Here is a 14,332-nt window from a genome sequence, read left to right on the forward strand (position 1 = left end):
ACGGTCCCGAACGTCACCGACGGTCAATCCATGCAACGAGCGTGTGCGCGGCTCGCCGACGTGAGCCCCGAAGACCTCGACGATACGCCGAATCGTCGCTACTGCCCAATTCGGTTTCGTCGGTTCAGCGGTGAATCGATTGGCGCGATGCGTTCGAGAACCTGGCACCTGTGGCGTCGCTGTTCATCTGAGCAGGTCTCGAATGACTCGAACCCCGCTCGCGAGTTCCTGACCGACAGCCGCGAGAAGGCCGAGAACTCGAACCTGCGCCGGAGCGGTTCCCGCCCAACGCGACACCGGACCGGCCGGAGCGTCTGCGCCGACTGCGAACACCGTCCGATCGCGAGCCCGAATTTCGACGGTAAGATCACTCGTGGCCAACAGCGCGGATATCCCTTCGACCCTTCTTCGGGAGAGCCCACCCTTCGCTCGGGAGAGGGCCCCGAGCGAGGGGAAATCGACGAATAGCCGATCGCCGGTCGATCGCACGTCGATGCGAGCCGTTCCGACCGTGATTTCGAGGTCCGTCGTCACCGTCAGCGGCGCGCGAGGCTTCGGTGTTTCAGTCACGCTCGCGAGTCGTGATACTGACAGTCCCGTCGATTTGCCAGGGGGTGTGTTCTGCGTCCTCGCCGACTTTATTGGGTACTTGAATCTCCATGTCTTCGAACTCGTAAACGATCTCTGCATGGCGGCCCGTTAGCCGTTCGTAGAGTCCCATCGCCAGGTCAGACCATTCAGATGGTTCTTCGATTTTCTCCGCTTCGGCCGTTGTTTCGGACATAGTCTTCGTAACGTAGGGCCTGCAGTCATATGACTCCTTGGATATCCAACAAATCTGTCATCGCGCGATGGGCCAGACCTTGGTCGGTCAGGTCCTCGAAGGGATCGCGCCCGGAGGAAAACAACCATAGATTCAAATATTTGGATATACTAATATCGTCTAGAGCCGAACACTGATGCCGCCATCCAACCACGCAGCCGACACGGAGGTACAGTTTTCCGGACGGACCAGGAGTAGCGACGACGTCTCGACGGTCGATACCGAACTCGTCGTGACCAGGGACTGCGTTCGCGCTCGTCCGCTCGAGGGAGTGGATAGCGACTCCGCCCTGGACTTCTCGATTTCGCTCGCGGAGGTCACCGCCTTACGGTGTGAGGGACTGCTCTGTCGTACCGTCTCCCTGGAAACGGAGAGCGAAGAAGTCCGAATTCCGACCGACGAACTGGACGAACTCGCCTTTCGCAACGCGGTCCTCGCGGCGACGGATCTGGAGAACTCGTGCACGCGTCTGGGCTTGGGCCAGTATGGGATCTGTCTCTGTGGGCCGGGAACATACGCCGGGTGCCTGCTTACTGTCGGCGGGCTGGGAATGATTCTCTCGGTAATCGGTGCCACTCTCGGGGCCGTCGTGGGCGGGGCTGGCGTAGCGTTGCTGGCCGTTATCTTCCTCGCCCGGTCGATCTCGAAGTGGCGTGGGGCAAACGTCTGGGAGCGCCCCGGAGCGGGGACCGCAGCGTAACCGGCCGCACCGTTCCGTTCTACTCGTCCATCTGATCGCGGATGACGCCCTGGATGACTTCGATGCCGTCGATGATCCTGTCGTCGGCGATGGAGTAGAAGTTCCGCACACCGTCCCGTTCGCGGGTGAGCATCCCCTGATCACGCATGATCTTCAGGTGCTGGGAGAGTGTCGACTGGGGGATGTCGGTCTTCTCTTCGATCGTCGAGACCGAGTATGCCTCCCCGGACTTGAGCAGGTCCAGGATCTTCAGCCGATTCGCGTTCGCACAGATGCCACAGTACTCTGCGTGAGCCTCGTAGAACGCGTCGCTTTCGAGTTCGCTCATGGCGGTCCTAGGATCACTCGCTGTAAAGAAGATTCGCTCGCTACTGCACGGACGCCGCCCACCGTCGCGGTGGACCCGCCGTCGTCCCTCTCGACCGCCGAATTCGACCCGGATTTCACCCCGTACCTTCCTCCTGCTTATGGATAGGTTATCCGGTGGTACCGACGATATGGTATTGTGCAGTATTCCCAAAAGTGTTATCTGCCGTGGTCGGATACCGAGGTATCAGTAGAACATGACCACGAGTCGACTTCACTGCGGGGCCGCTCGCGAATGATCGACCTCGCATCGACGATCGAATTCCTCCGATCGGTGTCTCCAGTCGCCTTCGTTCTCGGCGAGGCGCTCGTCCTCTACGGCGTGACCGGCGTCCTCTTCGATCGGACCGGGTCCACCGTCAAAGCCGCGATCAAAGCGGAGTGACGATGGTCGGCGGGGTCTCTACGCTCTCCATCGTGGGCTTTGGTCTCTTCGGCGTGCTCGTGGGCGTCATCTTCGGATACTTCGGCATGGGATCGTTCATGGTGACGCCGACGCTGCTGGTGTTCGGCTACGACGCGACAGTCGCCGTCGGGAGTGGACTCGCCTTCGTCTTCGGTACGGCCGTCATCGCGACGCTGAAACACCGGGAGATGGGCCAGGTCGATTACACGCTCGGGATCGTCACGATCGTCGGAACGACGATCGGCATTGAGGTCGGCAAACGGGGGCTGCTTTACTTCCGGTCGATCGGCCTCGCCGACGGAATCGTGACGGCTGCGTACGTCCTGTTACTCGGGGGCGTGGGGGCGATGGTCATCCTGGAGGCGCTGGGCGAGGGTTCCTCGGGCGACGACGGCGACGGTACGGGGCGGTTGCCATGGGTCCCCACGCTCGGGATGCGGCCCTGTCTGTCGCTGCGCGGCGGCGTGAACATCTCCGCGTGGACACTCGTTCCCCTGACGTTTCTGACCGGGTTGCCCGCCGGGCTTCTCGGGATCGGTGGCGGATTCATCCGGGTGCCGGCGTTGACCTATCTGGTCGGCGTGACCATGCCGATCGCCGTCGGCACGAGCGTCTTCGCCATCATGGTCTCCGGCGGCATCGGGAGTCTCTCCTGGGCGCAGGCCGGCGGCGTCGAACTCGCGGTCGTCGCGCCCCTGCTGCTCGGGAGTGCGTTCGGCGCGCGGCTGGGGTCGGCCGTGACGGACCTCGTCGACGCCGAGACCGGTCGGCTGTACTTCGGGGTCATGTTGTTGTTCGGCGCGGTCGCCGTCGCGGTGCGACAGGTCGGGATCCGACTCGACGTGCCAGCACTCAGGGTGCTGGGCGTCGCGTTGATCGTCGGCTCCGCGGCCGTTGTCACGGGAACGGTGCTCTATTCGGGGATTCAAGCGGTGCGCCAGCCTCCGGAGGTGTCACCGTCGGCGGAGTGAACCGGCGATAGGTGTCACTCTCAAAACAATTAATCGGGTGGGCGCCGTGTGGGTGGTATGGCCGACGAAATCACCGACATCGACGAACTACCGTCGACGCCCCGTGACCTCGCCGACACTCACCCGGACGTGTGGGCGGCGTACACCGACCTCGGCAGGGCGACCGCGGACGCGGGCCCGATCGACGGGGAGGAAAAACGGCTCGTCAAGCTCGCGCTGGCGGTCGCCGCCGAATCGGAGGGTGCGGTCCATTCGCACGTGCGTCGCGCACTTGACGAAGGGATTTCCCCCGAGGCGCTCCGACAGGTCGCGATCCTCGCGATCCCGACCATCGGGTTTCCGGCGGCGATGGCCGCGCTGAGCTGGATCGACGACCTGGCCGAGTAACGACTACGGGCCCGGCGGATAGCCCGTTCCGCGGCCGAGAACGTCTTGCCCACGCGGCCCCGACGCCACGATATGGATCGCCCCACCAGTCCGACGATCGACCTCCTCCTCGTCTTCGGCGTGGTCTACGCGATCCAGCTGATCGCGGGTGCGTTCGGCATCGGGTCGGTCTGGTTCGCCCTCGCCACCCCGCTCGTCCGCCCCTGGACCCTCGTCACCACCGTCTACGCCCACGCCAGCATCCAGCACCTCGTGACCAACGCCGTCTCCCTCGCCCTCGTCGGGTTCGCCCTCGAACGATTCACTACACGATTCCGCTTTCACGCTTTCGTCCTCGCCACCGGCAGTCTCGCGGCCCTCGCGGAAGTTCTCGTCGCTGGCGTCCTCGGTCGGACCGTCGCGGTCCTCGGCGCGAGCGGGGCCATCCTCGCTCTCTTCGGCTACGTGCTCACGGGCAACCGTCTCGTCGACGGACTCTTTTCCCGGCTCCACCTCGGCCACCGGACGAAACTCGCACTAATCGTCGCTGCAGCAGTGGTCGTGACCCTCGCCACGGCCGAGCGCGGCGTGGCACTGATCGCCCACTCCACCGGCTTCGCGATGGGCATCGTCGCCGGACGGTATCGCTTGCTCCGGGTCGACTGAGTCGACACAAGCGGGGGTTGCTACCACATCTGAAGGAGTTATACGGCCCCGCACCGAGGTCCGACCCATGAACCAGCAGTCCCCGAACGACGCCGAGGGGCGGATGCACCACGACAAGGACCCCAGTCTCCCCTCGAACGACGTCACCGAGGGCGTCGAACGCGCCCCACACCGGGCGATGTTCCGCGCGATGGGCTACGACGACGAGGACTTCGCCGCGCCGATGATCGGCATCGCGAACCCCGCGGCCGACATCACCCCGTGCAACGTCCACCTCGACCAGGTGGCCGAATCGGCTTACGACGGCATCGACGAGGCCGAGGGCATGCCAATCGAATTCGGCACCATCACCATTTCCGACGCCATCTCGATGGGGACCGAGGGGATGAAGGCCTCGCTCATCTCCCGGGAAGTGATCGCGGACTCCGTCGAGCTGGTCTCCTTCGGCGAACGGATGGACGGGCTGGTCACCATCGGTGGGTGCGATAAGAACTTGCCCGGGATGATGATGGCCGCCATCCGGACCGACCTCCCCTCGGTGTTCCTCTATGGCGGGTCCATCATGCCCGGACGGCACGACGGCCGAGAGGTCACCATCCAGAACGTCTTCGAGGGGGTCGGCGCGGTCGCCTCGGGCGACATGAGCGTGGACGAACTCGGCGAGATGGAGCGGACCGCCTGTCCGGGCGCGGGCGCCTGCGGCGGGATGTTCACCGCCAACACGATGGCGTCGATCAGCGAGGCCATCGGGCTGGCGCCCCTGGGGAGTGCGAGCCCGCCCGCGGAGTCCGAGGGGCGCTACGACGTGGCGAGACGTGCTGGCGAACTCGCCGTCGAGGTGGTCGGGGCGGACCGCCGTCCCTCCGATATCCTCTCGAAGGAATCCTTCGAGAACGCCATCGCAGTTCAGGTCGCACTCGGCGGGTCGACGAACGGCGTCCTGCACGTGTTAGCGCTTGCCGCGGAGGCAGACGTAGCCCTCGATTTGGCGGACTTCGATCGCATCTCGAATCGAACCCCGAAGATCGCGAATCTCCAACCAGGCGGCTACCGCGTGATGAACGACCTCCACGAGGTCGGCGGCGTGCCGGTCGTCCTTCGACGCCTCCTCGAGGGCGGCTACGTCCACGGCGACGCCATGACCGTCACCGGCCGCACCATCGCCGAAGAACTGGCACGACTCGACCTCCCCGCCGACGAGGCAATCGACGTCGAGTATCTCTACGACGTCGACGACCCGCTCCACGAGGAGGGCGCGATCAAGATCCTCTCCGGGAATCTCGCTCCCGACGGCTCGGTCCTGAAGGTAACGGCCGACGACGAACTCTTCCACGAGGGGCCGGCCCGCATCTTCGAGAACGAGGCGGACGCCATGGCGTACGTTCAGGCTGGCGACATCGAGTCCGGGGACGTCATCGTCATCCGCAACGAGGGCCCCCGAGGCGGGCCGGGCATGCGCGAGATGCTGGGCGTCACGGCGGCGGTCGTCGGCCAGGGCCACGAGGACGACGTGGCGCTCATAACCGACGGTCGCTTCTCCGGGGCGACTCGCGGCCCCATGATCGGCCACGTCGCGCCGGAGGCCGCCACTGGCGGCCCCATCGCCGCGCTCGAAGACGGCGATCGTATCACCGTGGACGTCCCGAACCGCGAACTCTCGGTTGCACTCGACGACGCGGAAATCGACGCCCGCCTCGCCGATGCCCCCGACTTCGAACCACCCTACGACGGCGGCGTCCTCCGCAAGTACGGGGACGCCTTCGACTCAGCAGCGAACGGCGCCGTCACGAATCCAGCAGTGAAACGAGACGAGTGATTCGACGGCCTCCGCCGCGCTGATGTAACTCCTTCTGTTCACGTGTGTCCCATACAGTGAAGGGGCTCCATCCAAAATATAGTGGGTATGAGTAGCAAACCGGAGTCCGGGTCCGAGACGAACCCCATCGAGTTCACCGAGACGGCACTCGCGGAGGCACGGGCGGCGATGGCGGCGGCGTCCCTCGACCCCGAGGAGAACGGTCTGCGCGTCATGGCACGGGAGAAGAACTGCGACTGTGGCTCGCTGTCCTACGGGATGCGCTTCGAGTCCGAACCCGCCGAAGAGGACCGGGTGAGTAGCTACGATGGGCTTCAGGTGTTCGTCGACCCCGAGAGCTACGAGTACGTGGAGGGGGCGACGGTGGACTACGTCTCTGAGACAGGTCGCGCGGGCTTCACCGTCGATCCACCAGTCGCCAAGACCGGCGGTGGCTGTGGCTGCGGCGGCCATCACCACTGATCGAGCCGTCGATACCATCCCACAGTTTTCGGGTCATTCCGGTCACCGCCACGGACACCACTGTCGTTCAGTCGAGTCCCACGTGCTCGGGACCCGGCACCTCGCGGTTGGCCAACCGGTCGGCACCGTAGACGACGACCAGGAGGACGGCCGTGGCCACCAGCGGGATGGCACCGGTCGCCTCGGCGAGGAAGGTGAGCCACGGGTCCGGAATCCCGTCCTGGGTGAGCGTGGCGAGGTCCGCGGGGTGATAGAGCCCCATCGCGTTGATGCCGGCGTGGAAGACGGCGACCGCCAGGACGCTCCCGCCACTGCTGTTGTACATCCACGTCCAGAGGATCGATCCCGCGAAGATGGTGACTCCCCAGAGGAGCTGCTGGGAGAGCGACCAGCCACCGTGGGTCGTCGTGGCGTTCAACAGGAGCGGGAGGTGCCACAGCGCCCAGGCACCTCCAACCGCGAAACTGGCGGCGAGCGCGCTGTATCTCTCCTGGAGGACGGGGAGCATGAACCCGCGCCACCCGAGTTCCTCCTGACCGCCACCCCACACGGTGCCCCAGGCCAGTACGAACAGCAGGACGAGCGGTGAGGGAAACGTTCCAAAGTCGACCGGCCCACCGGCGAGCACGTAGATGGCACTTCCAACCGCGAGGATGACGACCGGGAGGCCGAACGCCACCAGCCACCACCGTGTACCGATACGCCACGCGAAAATCTGCGATATCCACGTCCGGAGCGACCCGCCACTGGCCCAGACGACGACCGCCGCCCCGACGGGCGGCCCGAACGCGCCGAATCCGATCAGGATAGAGTGCGTCCACGACGCCTCCATCCCGGAGACGGCGAGGAGTCCCTGTATCGTCCAGGTGAACGCGTACGTCACGATAAGAAAGCCAGCGATCCGGTGCCGGTCGATCCAGGTCGTGACGGTCCCGTTCGGCATACGTCCACCTACGTCGTGAGTGATAATAATATCTCTGTGACAATTTCCGGGCCGGCACCCGTGGCGCCACGCTGTCCGGTTCGTCTCAGACGGTATCGCGGTCGGTGTAGGTGTGCCGCGTCTCGATCAACCCCGCCTCGTCGAAGGTGAAAAAATCCGCGAAGCCCAGGCTGACGCCCTCGCCGTCCTGGCGTCCGGTGAACGTCCCTCGGGTCGCGACCCCCGATTCGTCGTGCACGAGAGCGTGGAGTTCGTGGTTGCCCTCCGTGAGTGGTCGCTCATCGCGGTAGAACCGATCGAGTTCCTCGCGACCCTCGAGTCGGTTCTGTCCCGGCCGCTCGTAGACCGCGTCCGGGGCGAACAGTGCCACCAGGCCGTCGATATCCTCCGCGTCGACGCGGTCGTAGTACGATCGAACCACGTCGGCTGGTGTTTCGGGCATGGAAATGGCTTCACCGTGCCCGCGGAAAATTGCACCGGCGACCCCGTTGCACGGTGCGGTCGACCAACCACCGGCGACCCCGTTGGACGGTGCGGTCGATCAACGCGATTCAATCCGCTGGGCGTTCCAGAACACTGAGTATTCTGGGCAGATACAGTGAAACGCCGTGGCCGATTCCACTTCGCGGGTTCACACCACCCCGTCGTCCATCGGTCTACGGCACCGCTTGCTATGCCGGACGGCTACCAGTTAGTGTCTCGTCTTCCGAACCGGAATACATACTAACGTCGTTCGCCTAGAGGTCAAATGGCCCGCAAGGGCCATGGTCCACATCCGTTCTCTCCTCCCCCTGGGTGTGGACTTCCCGGACGGCAACTGCGACTGTCTCCGCTCTATCAGCGACTCGCGAGTACGTAGGCGATGGCTGTGGCGAGTGTCCAGAACGCTCCGGCAGCGACGGCCAGCCGCCAGAGACCGTCCCCGACGATCAGTCCACCGACGGCCCAGATCACGACACCCCCGATAGCGAACCCGTGGACGATCCGTCCGTCGTAGGGGGGATTACGCTGCCGAAGTGTCAACCACATGCCGTAGGTCCCGAGCACCACCCCCACCAGATAGGAGAGGCCGCCGAGGACGGCGAGGACGGTTCCGAGCAGCCCCGAGTCTTCCGGTTCCGGTTGCCCCGTCGTGGTGACCGGTGCCGTCGTCGCCGTGGTGGTCTCCTCCGGCTCCACGGGTTCGACGGTCACGGTCGCTGCCCCCTCGCTATCGATGCCCAGTTCGTCCTCGACGGCGAGTCGGGTCGTCACCGCCGATTCGGGCATGGTGAACGAGTGGGTGGCGGCCGGTCTCGACCGGGCCGTTCCATCGACGACGAAGTGATATCGAGCGATCGTCCCGTTCGGGGCGGTCGATCGGCTGCCGTCGAGGGTGACGGTCTCGTTCGGGACCGCCTCGGCGGGCGCCGAGAGCGCGGGCTGGGGCCGTTCGTACCGGTCGCCGTTCGCCTCGGTGGCGTACGGGACGAAGTCGACCCAGCCCGCTCGCGTCACGATCGGATCGCCGGTCCCCGACGGCAGTATCGAGTCGTGGAACGGACCGGTCTCAGCACCCCAGTACGTTCGCTCGGCGGAGACCGTCCGGACGTTCTCGACCAGCAATCGCGCGGTCGTGTTGGTGTCGATGAGCGGCGCCACGTCGACCGTCAGGCCGCGCGGGTGGTCGTACACGTCGTTCTCGGCGAGGGTCACGCCCGCGGTTTCGCGGGTCGACAGCGCGACGCCCGTCGGGATGTCACCGAGGATGGACGCCACCGGCAGGGCGGCCGCCTCCTGGTACCGGGTGTGCCCCTGGCCGTCGGTCCGGAGGACCACCGCTATCTCGGGGTTCGGGCCGACGCTGGCCAGTTGCACGTCGATACGGGGGTCCGAGACGAGGTCGTCCAGGGAGACGTGGCTGCCGCCGCGGTCGACGACCACGCCCGCCGACCCCTCGGTGACGCTGATCGCGGTTCCGGGTTCGACGTCGTCCAGTGGGACCGCACTCGCGTGGGCGTTCGTATTGTACACGATGTCGTTCTCGGAGACGTTCGCCCGGAGTGCCCCCGCAACGTGTATCCCGTAGTTGTTCGCGGCCACGACGCTCTCCGTGACGTCGACCGATCCGCCGTGTGTCAGCGGGCTGGTGACGGCGATACCCGCCCCGGCGTTGTTCGCGAACTGACTATCGGCGACCGTCAGGCCATGGGCGACGAGGTCGGTCCGGACCGACACGCCGTGACCGCCGTTATCCACGACGGTAGTGTTCCGGATCGAGAGGTCCCTGGCGGAGGCGTACGTCCGGATAGCCAGGCCATCGCCGGCGTTCCCGCTAACGGCGGTCTCGGCGATGGAGACCGACTCGAGTCGCCGGGTACGGACCCACAGTCCGTCGCCGTCGTTGTCGGCGATCCGGTTGTCTGCGACCGTGACGCCGTGGATCCCGTCCGTCGCCAGTCGGATCCCTCCCTCGCCGTTCGTCACGAGTTCGTTCGAGGACACCGACCCGCCACTCAGTCGACCTCGGTCTGCGTCGACGTCGATGCCGTACCGGTCGTTGTCCGCGAACTCGTTGCGCTCGACCGTCATACCGAGCGAGGCGCGTGCCCTGGAGCCCGACTGGCGGATGGCGAGACCGCTCTCGCTCTCGGTGACGGCGTTGCTCGCAACCGTCAGGTGGCCAAGCCGGTCGCGCACCGCCACGCGGATGCCGGCGTCCCCGGCACTGATCTGGTTTCCGTGGAGGCGAGCGTCGATGGTCCGGCCTCGGAGGTGGACGCCCGCCCCGTCGACCGCGTCGAAACGGTTGTTCGCCAGCCGGAGGCGGGAGAGCTCGTCCGCGTCCACGCGGACGCCCGCACCGCCGATCCCCTCGAAGGTCGTCTCCCGGACCGACAGCGACTCGACGGCCGTCGGCGTCACTACGTCGGTATCGGCGTGGTCACTCGAGATACCGCCGATAGTGAGCGGCGCGTGGACGCCGTCCGCGAGTTGTGAGACGCCGTCCCTGTCGGCGGCGACGTCGACCCGGTAGATCCCTCGCGTCTCGGGATTCCCGACTCCGTCGACCGCGAGAACCAGCCGTTCGTCACCCTCGATCGTGACTGCGCGTGACAGGTCGATGGCTATCCTGCCGTCGGTGGCAGTGACGGCCCCGACGTGCTGGGTCAGCGACCGCTCGATGGCGCCATCCTCGTCGGTATCGACGCCGAACCGCTGGATGGCGCCCGCATCGACGCTCGAGACGTCACCGTGCTCGCCGTAGGAGAGTCGGAGTTCGTTCGTGGTCACCTCGACGCCGGGTTCCAGCGTCAGGGTATGCCGGGCCCGTTCGCCGACCACGTTCGAACTCGTCCCGAGCGAGATGGCTTCCAGGGACCCGGACGCCGGGGTCGCGGCGATCCCGTGCCCGCCGACGTTCGCGAACGTCGAGTCCTCGACGTCGACCTCGGGGATGCTCGTCACGTCAGTGACGGCGAGACCGTGGTTTGCGACGTTTCGGACGGTCACGTCGTGTATCGAGAGGTCGCCGGCGTCGCTCGCGACGGTGATACCGACGCGAGCGTCCTGGACGGTCGTGTTCGAGAGCGAGAGCGTCGAGTCCGCCGCCCCCTCGTAGCGGAGCGTCGACCATCGCGCGGCCGTGGACGCTCCGGGGGTCATGCGTATCGTGACTGGCGAAGCGACCGTTCCGTTCGCGACGAGCGATCCCGCGACGGTTATCGTTCGGCCGTCGGCGACCTGCACCTCGGTCCCCGGTTCGACCGTGAGGGTTGCGCCGTCCTGTACGTCGACGTCTCGAATCACTCGATAGGGGCCTGCTTCGGGCGTCCAGGTGGTGTCTCCCGTGACGTCCCCCTCGATGAAGGTCACGTCGGCACCATCGTCGGCACCCGCGACGGCGGTCATACCGGCCGCTGCAGCGGTCACCACACCGACGAGGAGGACGACCGTGAGGAGACGACGGTTAACCGGTTGCATACGGGTAGCTACCTGGCTGTAGATACCTAACGACCGACCGCACTCATCAAAAAGGTAGCGACCGTCTCCGCGTCCGGCACTCGCCGGCCCGATTCGGTCCGATACCGTCCAGTAGCCGACACGTTTATCCACCGTTCAGACGAGTTTCTGACATGATCGCGACAGTCGGACCGTTTGCTCTGGTGGCTGGCGTCGTCCGGGCCGTCGATACCTTCGTCGCTTCGGTCCTCGAGGCGCTCCCATCGATCATGGCGGCGGTCGCGTTCCTGCTGGTCGCAGCCGTGGGAATCACCGGCATTCGGGCGCTCACCCGGCGGGCCATCGACGCGACCCTCCCGTCCGAGGAGGACCTCGTCGTGGATCTCGGGGTCCTCGTCGTCACGATCTTCCTCTGGTTCGGCGCGGTGCTCGTCGTCCTCGACATCCTCGGGATGGGCGAGATCGCCGCGAGTCTGGGGACCGCGACTGGGTTCATCGCGCTGGGTATCTCCTACGCCCTCTCGAACGTCGTCGCCGACACGGTGTCCGGTGTCTACCTCCTGCGCGACCCGGATTTCGAGGTCGGCGATCAGGTGACGACGGCCTCGGTGACCGGCACCGTCGCCAGCATCGGCCTGCGGAAGACGCGCCTGGAGACCGACGACGGGGAACGGGTCGTTCTGGCGAACGCCGACGTCGACGAGAAGTGGCGTCGGCTGGACTCCGCCCCGATCGTCGACGAGATGGACTGACGACGACGATTCCGTCGAAATCCTCGTCCCCCGTCCCGTGCCTCTCGGCCGCTCAGTCAGTGGTGCGTGAGCGCGTCCCGCGGCATACAAGGAATTGGGCATCCATAATAGGACATAGTGTATCAAACCATGACGGCTTATACAGAAAGACATTTATTTTAGGGCCTCGCAGCATCAGGTGTCATGAACTGCAACCGCTGCGGCGCGACGATGGTACCGATCCAGAGCCAATCCATGTGTCCGGAGTGCGGCCAGTCCGCACCCGAATCCCACTGACTGGCGCCACTGAACCAGTAGTCACCTCGTGCGGACCGGGCCGCCAGTCACCCGGTCCACTTCCGCTTTTTCACGTCCCAGCGCGGGCCGTACGCTGTGCCCGCACTTTCACTTTCACTCCGCGTCTGGCTCGGGTCTTTTCGGTCGCAGTCCGTGTCCCTGGATATGGACGAACAGACGGACGTCGAAGGAAGTAGCAGCGTCGGCAGCTATCGTGATCGCATCGCCGACACGTGGGCTGACACGGACCCGTTGGTCCTGGCCTTCGAGGGCGAGGGGATGCCGGTCGTCGCCGAGGTGGACGGCGAACTGCGCTATCTGTCGTACAACATCGTGCGGCCGCGCCGGGTGGGCGACGACGACCTGGCGAAGTTCATCGCGCTCCGAGGTGAACCCCGGGTGCTCCCGCTGTCGGACCATCCGGCTGGTTACGAACCGCGACTCCTGCGTCTCCGCGCGGTCTGATCACTCCTCGTCGTCTGCTGAACCGACACCCGATTCGCGGTCGGCGGGGCCCTCGACGTTCTCCGCGAGGTTCTCCGCCAGTTCGTTCGCCTGCTCTCGGAGGGATGGTTCGTCGTCTGTCATCGACGGGGGCTACGGTCGAACGCTATTTCAATCGCGGGGTATCGGGCCCCTCGACCGACCAGCCCCGCTCAGAGCCAGTCCTTGCGGTGGAAGTACGCGATCATGACGCCCGCGATTCCCGCCATCCCGAGGAGGGCCGCCGGATAGCCGAACGTCCACGTCAGTTCGGGCATGTTGTAGGGACTCGCCTCGAAGTTCATCCCGTAGAGGCCCGCGACGAAGGTCAGAGGGAGGACGATGGTCGCCACGACGGTGAGCGTCTTCATCACCTCGTTGGTGGACGTCGACAGGGAGTTGAGGTAGATGTCCCGCGTGCCGGTGACGAGGTCGCGGTAGGTCTCGACCAGTTCGACGAGCTGGATCAGGTGGTCGGCGACGTCCCGGAAATACTTCTCCGTCTCCGCCTGGACGAACTCCGGGTCGCCGCGGGCCAGCGTGGAGAGCGCGTCCCGGGTCGGCCAGAGCAGCCGGCGCACCGAGAGCAGGTCGCGGCGGAGTTCGTTGATCTGCTCGAGCGTCGTCGAATCGGGTGAGGCGATGGCCTGCTCCTCGACGACCTCTATCTGGGATTCGATTTCGTCGAGGATATCGAAGTACTCGTCGACGATGGCGTCGACGACGCGCGAGGCGGTGAAATCCGGCCCCCTGGTCAGGAGGCGTCGTTCGCCCTGGACGACCCGGTCCCAGATCCGCTGGACGGCGGTCGATTCGCGCTCGCCGATGGTCACGAGCCAGTCCGCCCCTACGAACAGTCCCACCGCGCCGACGCGGAGTTCCTCCACGAAGCTCACGTCGCCACCCCGGAGCCGCGCGGTCTTGACCAGGATGACGGTGTGATCGTCGAACTCCTCGACCTTGGGGCGCCCGTCACCCTCGGTGACGTCCTCGAGGGACAGCGGATGGAGGCCGAACGCCGATTCGAGGGTCGCCCGCTCGTCCGGTGTCGGATCGACCACGCGGACCCAGGTGGTACCGTCCGCCCGTTTGGCCGCGAGTGGGTCGTCGAAGGACGCCGTCCCGTCGTCTCTGTACACCACCGTCTGGATTGTCATCCACGATCACCCCAGTCGTCACCGATGACGAGCAACGTGATCCCCACCATCGCGAGCGTGACCGAGAAGGCTCGCCCCGGGTAGTCGACGACGAGGCCGAGAACGTAGCCACCGATGCCGACGAGCGTGCTGACCAGACCGAGGCGCATCGGGCGACCGTGCATACCACCGTCTCGCGGCCCACTCCCAAAAATCGTCCCCCC

General features: G+C 65.8%; 18 protein-coding genes. 9 read left to right on the plus strand and 9 right to left on the minus strand.

Annotation, left to right across the window (positions count from 1 at the left end; translation table 11 throughout):
* Positions 1-183 precede the first annotated feature (183 nt).
* Complete coding sequence (locus tag HSRCO_RS02825; RefSeq protein WP_259518886.1) at positions 184-570, minus strand: hypothetical protein; 387 nt, start codon at positions 568-570, stop codon at positions 184-186.
* A complete protein-coding gene (locus tag HSRCO_RS02830; protein WP_259518887.1) occupies positions 563-784 on the minus strand; it encodes a hypothetical protein in 222 nt (73 codons plus the stop codon). The genes HSRCO_RS02825 and HSRCO_RS02830 overlap by 8 nt, the downstream gene beginning before the upstream one ends.
* Before the next feature lie 175 nt (positions 785-959).
* On the opposite strand from HSRCO_RS02830, the gene HSRCO_RS02835 reads away from it, so the two are divergent.
* Positions 960-1,523, plus strand: coding sequence for a hypothetical protein (locus tag HSRCO_RS02835; protein WP_259518888.1), 564 nt, complete (start codon positions 960-962; stop codon positions 1,521-1,523).
* Positions 1,524-1,542: 19 nt separating this feature from the next.
* Here HSRCO_RS02835 and HSRCO_RS02840 read toward each other — a convergent pair whose 3' ends face one another.
* Positions 1,543-1,851 carry a helix-turn-helix transcriptional regulator gene (locus HSRCO_RS02840; protein WP_259518889.1) on the minus strand — a complete coding sequence of 103 codons (309 nt, stop codon included), beginning with the start codon at positions 1,849-1,851 and terminating at the stop codon, positions 1,543-1,545.
* Between the two features lie 273 nt (positions 1,852-2,124).
* Here HSRCO_RS02840 and HSRCO_RS02845 point away from each other — a divergent pair, with 273 nt between their 5' ends.
* The 6 genes from HSRCO_RS02845 to HSRCO_RS02870 all read left to right on the plus strand — a co-directional run bounded on the left by HSRCO_RS02845 (position 2,125) and on the right by HSRCO_RS02870 (position 6,576).
* Positions 2,125-2,274, plus strand: coding sequence for a hypothetical protein (locus tag HSRCO_RS02845; protein ID WP_259518890.1), 150 nt, complete (start codon positions 2,125-2,127; stop codon positions 2,272-2,274).
* Between the two features lie 2 nt (positions 2,275-2,276).
* Positions 2,277-3,266, plus strand: a complete 990-nt coding sequence (locus tag HSRCO_RS02850; RefSeq protein WP_259518891.1) for a sulfite exporter TauE/SafE family protein — start codon at positions 2,277-2,279, stop codon at positions 3,264-3,266.
* Positions 3,267-3,323: 57 nt separating this feature from the next.
* Positions 3,324-3,653, plus strand: coding sequence for a carboxymuconolactone decarboxylase family protein (locus HSRCO_RS02855; RefSeq protein WP_259518892.1), 330 nt, complete (start codon positions 3,324-3,326; stop codon positions 3,651-3,653).
* A 72-nt stretch (positions 3,654-3,725) separates the two neighbouring features.
* Complete coding sequence (locus HSRCO_RS02860; protein WP_259518893.1) at positions 3,726-4,298, plus strand: rhomboid family intramembrane serine protease; 573 nt, start codon at positions 3,726-3,728, stop codon at positions 4,296-4,298.
* Positions 4,299-4,365: 67 nt separating this feature from the next.
* Positions 4,366-6,114, plus strand: coding sequence for a dihydroxy-acid dehydratase (ilvD, locus tag HSRCO_RS02865; RefSeq protein WP_396266407.1), 1,749 nt, complete (start codon positions 4,366-4,368; stop codon positions 6,112-6,114).
* 87 nt (positions 6,115-6,201) lie between these two features.
* A complete protein-coding gene (locus tag HSRCO_RS02870; protein WP_259518894.1) occupies positions 6,202-6,576 on the plus strand; it encodes an iron-sulfur cluster assembly accessory protein in 375 nt (124 codons plus the stop codon).
* Positions 6,577-6,643: 67 nt separating this feature from the next.
* Here the strand turns inward: HSRCO_RS02870 and HSRCO_RS02875 are convergent, their stop codons facing one another.
* The 3 genes from HSRCO_RS02875 to HSRCO_RS02885 all read right to left on the minus strand — a co-directional run bounded on the left by HSRCO_RS02875 (position 6,644) and on the right by HSRCO_RS02885 (position 11,482).
* Positions 6,644-7,519, minus strand: a complete 876-nt coding sequence (locus HSRCO_RS02875; protein ID WP_259518895.1) for a type II CAAX endopeptidase family protein — start codon at positions 7,517-7,519, stop codon at positions 6,644-6,646.
* Positions 7,520-7,604: 85 nt separating this feature from the next.
* The gene (locus tag HSRCO_RS02880) at positions 7,605-7,961 is read right to left on the minus strand and encodes a nuclear transport factor 2 family protein (protein ID WP_259518896.1); all 357 of its coding nucleotides are present in this window, start codon (positions 7,959-7,961) and stop codon (positions 7,605-7,607) included.
* A gap of 395 nt (positions 7,962-8,356) precedes the next feature.
* Positions 8,357-11,482, minus strand: a complete 3,126-nt coding sequence (locus HSRCO_RS02885; protein ID WP_259518898.1) for a right-handed parallel beta-helix repeat-containing protein — start codon at positions 11,480-11,482, stop codon at positions 8,357-8,359.
* A gap of 152 nt (positions 11,483-11,634) precedes the next feature.
* On the opposite strand from HSRCO_RS02885, the gene HSRCO_RS02890 reads away from it, so the two are divergent.
* On the plus strand, positions 11,635-12,213 hold the full coding sequence (locus tag HSRCO_RS02890) for a mechanosensitive ion channel family protein (RefSeq protein WP_259518899.1): 579 nt from the start codon (positions 11,635-11,637) through the stop codon (positions 12,211-12,213).
* Positions 12,214-12,654: 441 nt separating this feature from the next.
* On the plus strand, positions 12,655-12,954 hold the full coding sequence (locus HSRCO_RS02895; RefSeq protein WP_259518900.1) for a hypothetical protein: 300 nt from the start codon (positions 12,655-12,657) through the stop codon (positions 12,952-12,954).
* Here the strand turns inward: HSRCO_RS02895 and HSRCO_RS02900 are convergent, their stop codons facing one another.
* From HSRCO_RS02900 to HSRCO_RS02910, 3 genes are all read right to left on the minus strand, one after another.
* On the minus strand, positions 12,955-13,077 hold the full coding sequence (locus HSRCO_RS02900) for a hypothetical protein (protein ID WP_259518901.1): 123 nt from the start codon (positions 13,075-13,077) through the stop codon (positions 12,955-12,957).
* A 68-nt stretch (positions 13,078-13,145) separates the two neighbouring features.
* Entirely contained in the window at positions 13,146-14,129 is a 984-nt protein-coding gene (gene corA / locus HSRCO_RS02905) for a magnesium/cobalt transporter CorA (protein WP_259518902.1), read from the minus strand.
* On the minus strand, positions 14,126-14,293 hold the full coding sequence (locus HSRCO_RS02910; RefSeq protein ID WP_259518903.1) for a hypothetical protein: 168 nt from the start codon (positions 14,291-14,293) through the stop codon (positions 14,126-14,128). The genes corA and HSRCO_RS02910 overlap by 4 nt, the downstream gene beginning before the upstream one ends.
* Positions 14,294-14,332: the final 39 nt, after the last annotated feature.

Origin of the sequence: Halanaeroarchaeum sp. HSR-CO (genome assembly GCF_024972755.1) — an archaeon.
Lineage (GTDB): Archaea > Halobacteriota > Halobacteria > Halobacteriales > Halobacteriaceae > Halanaeroarchaeum.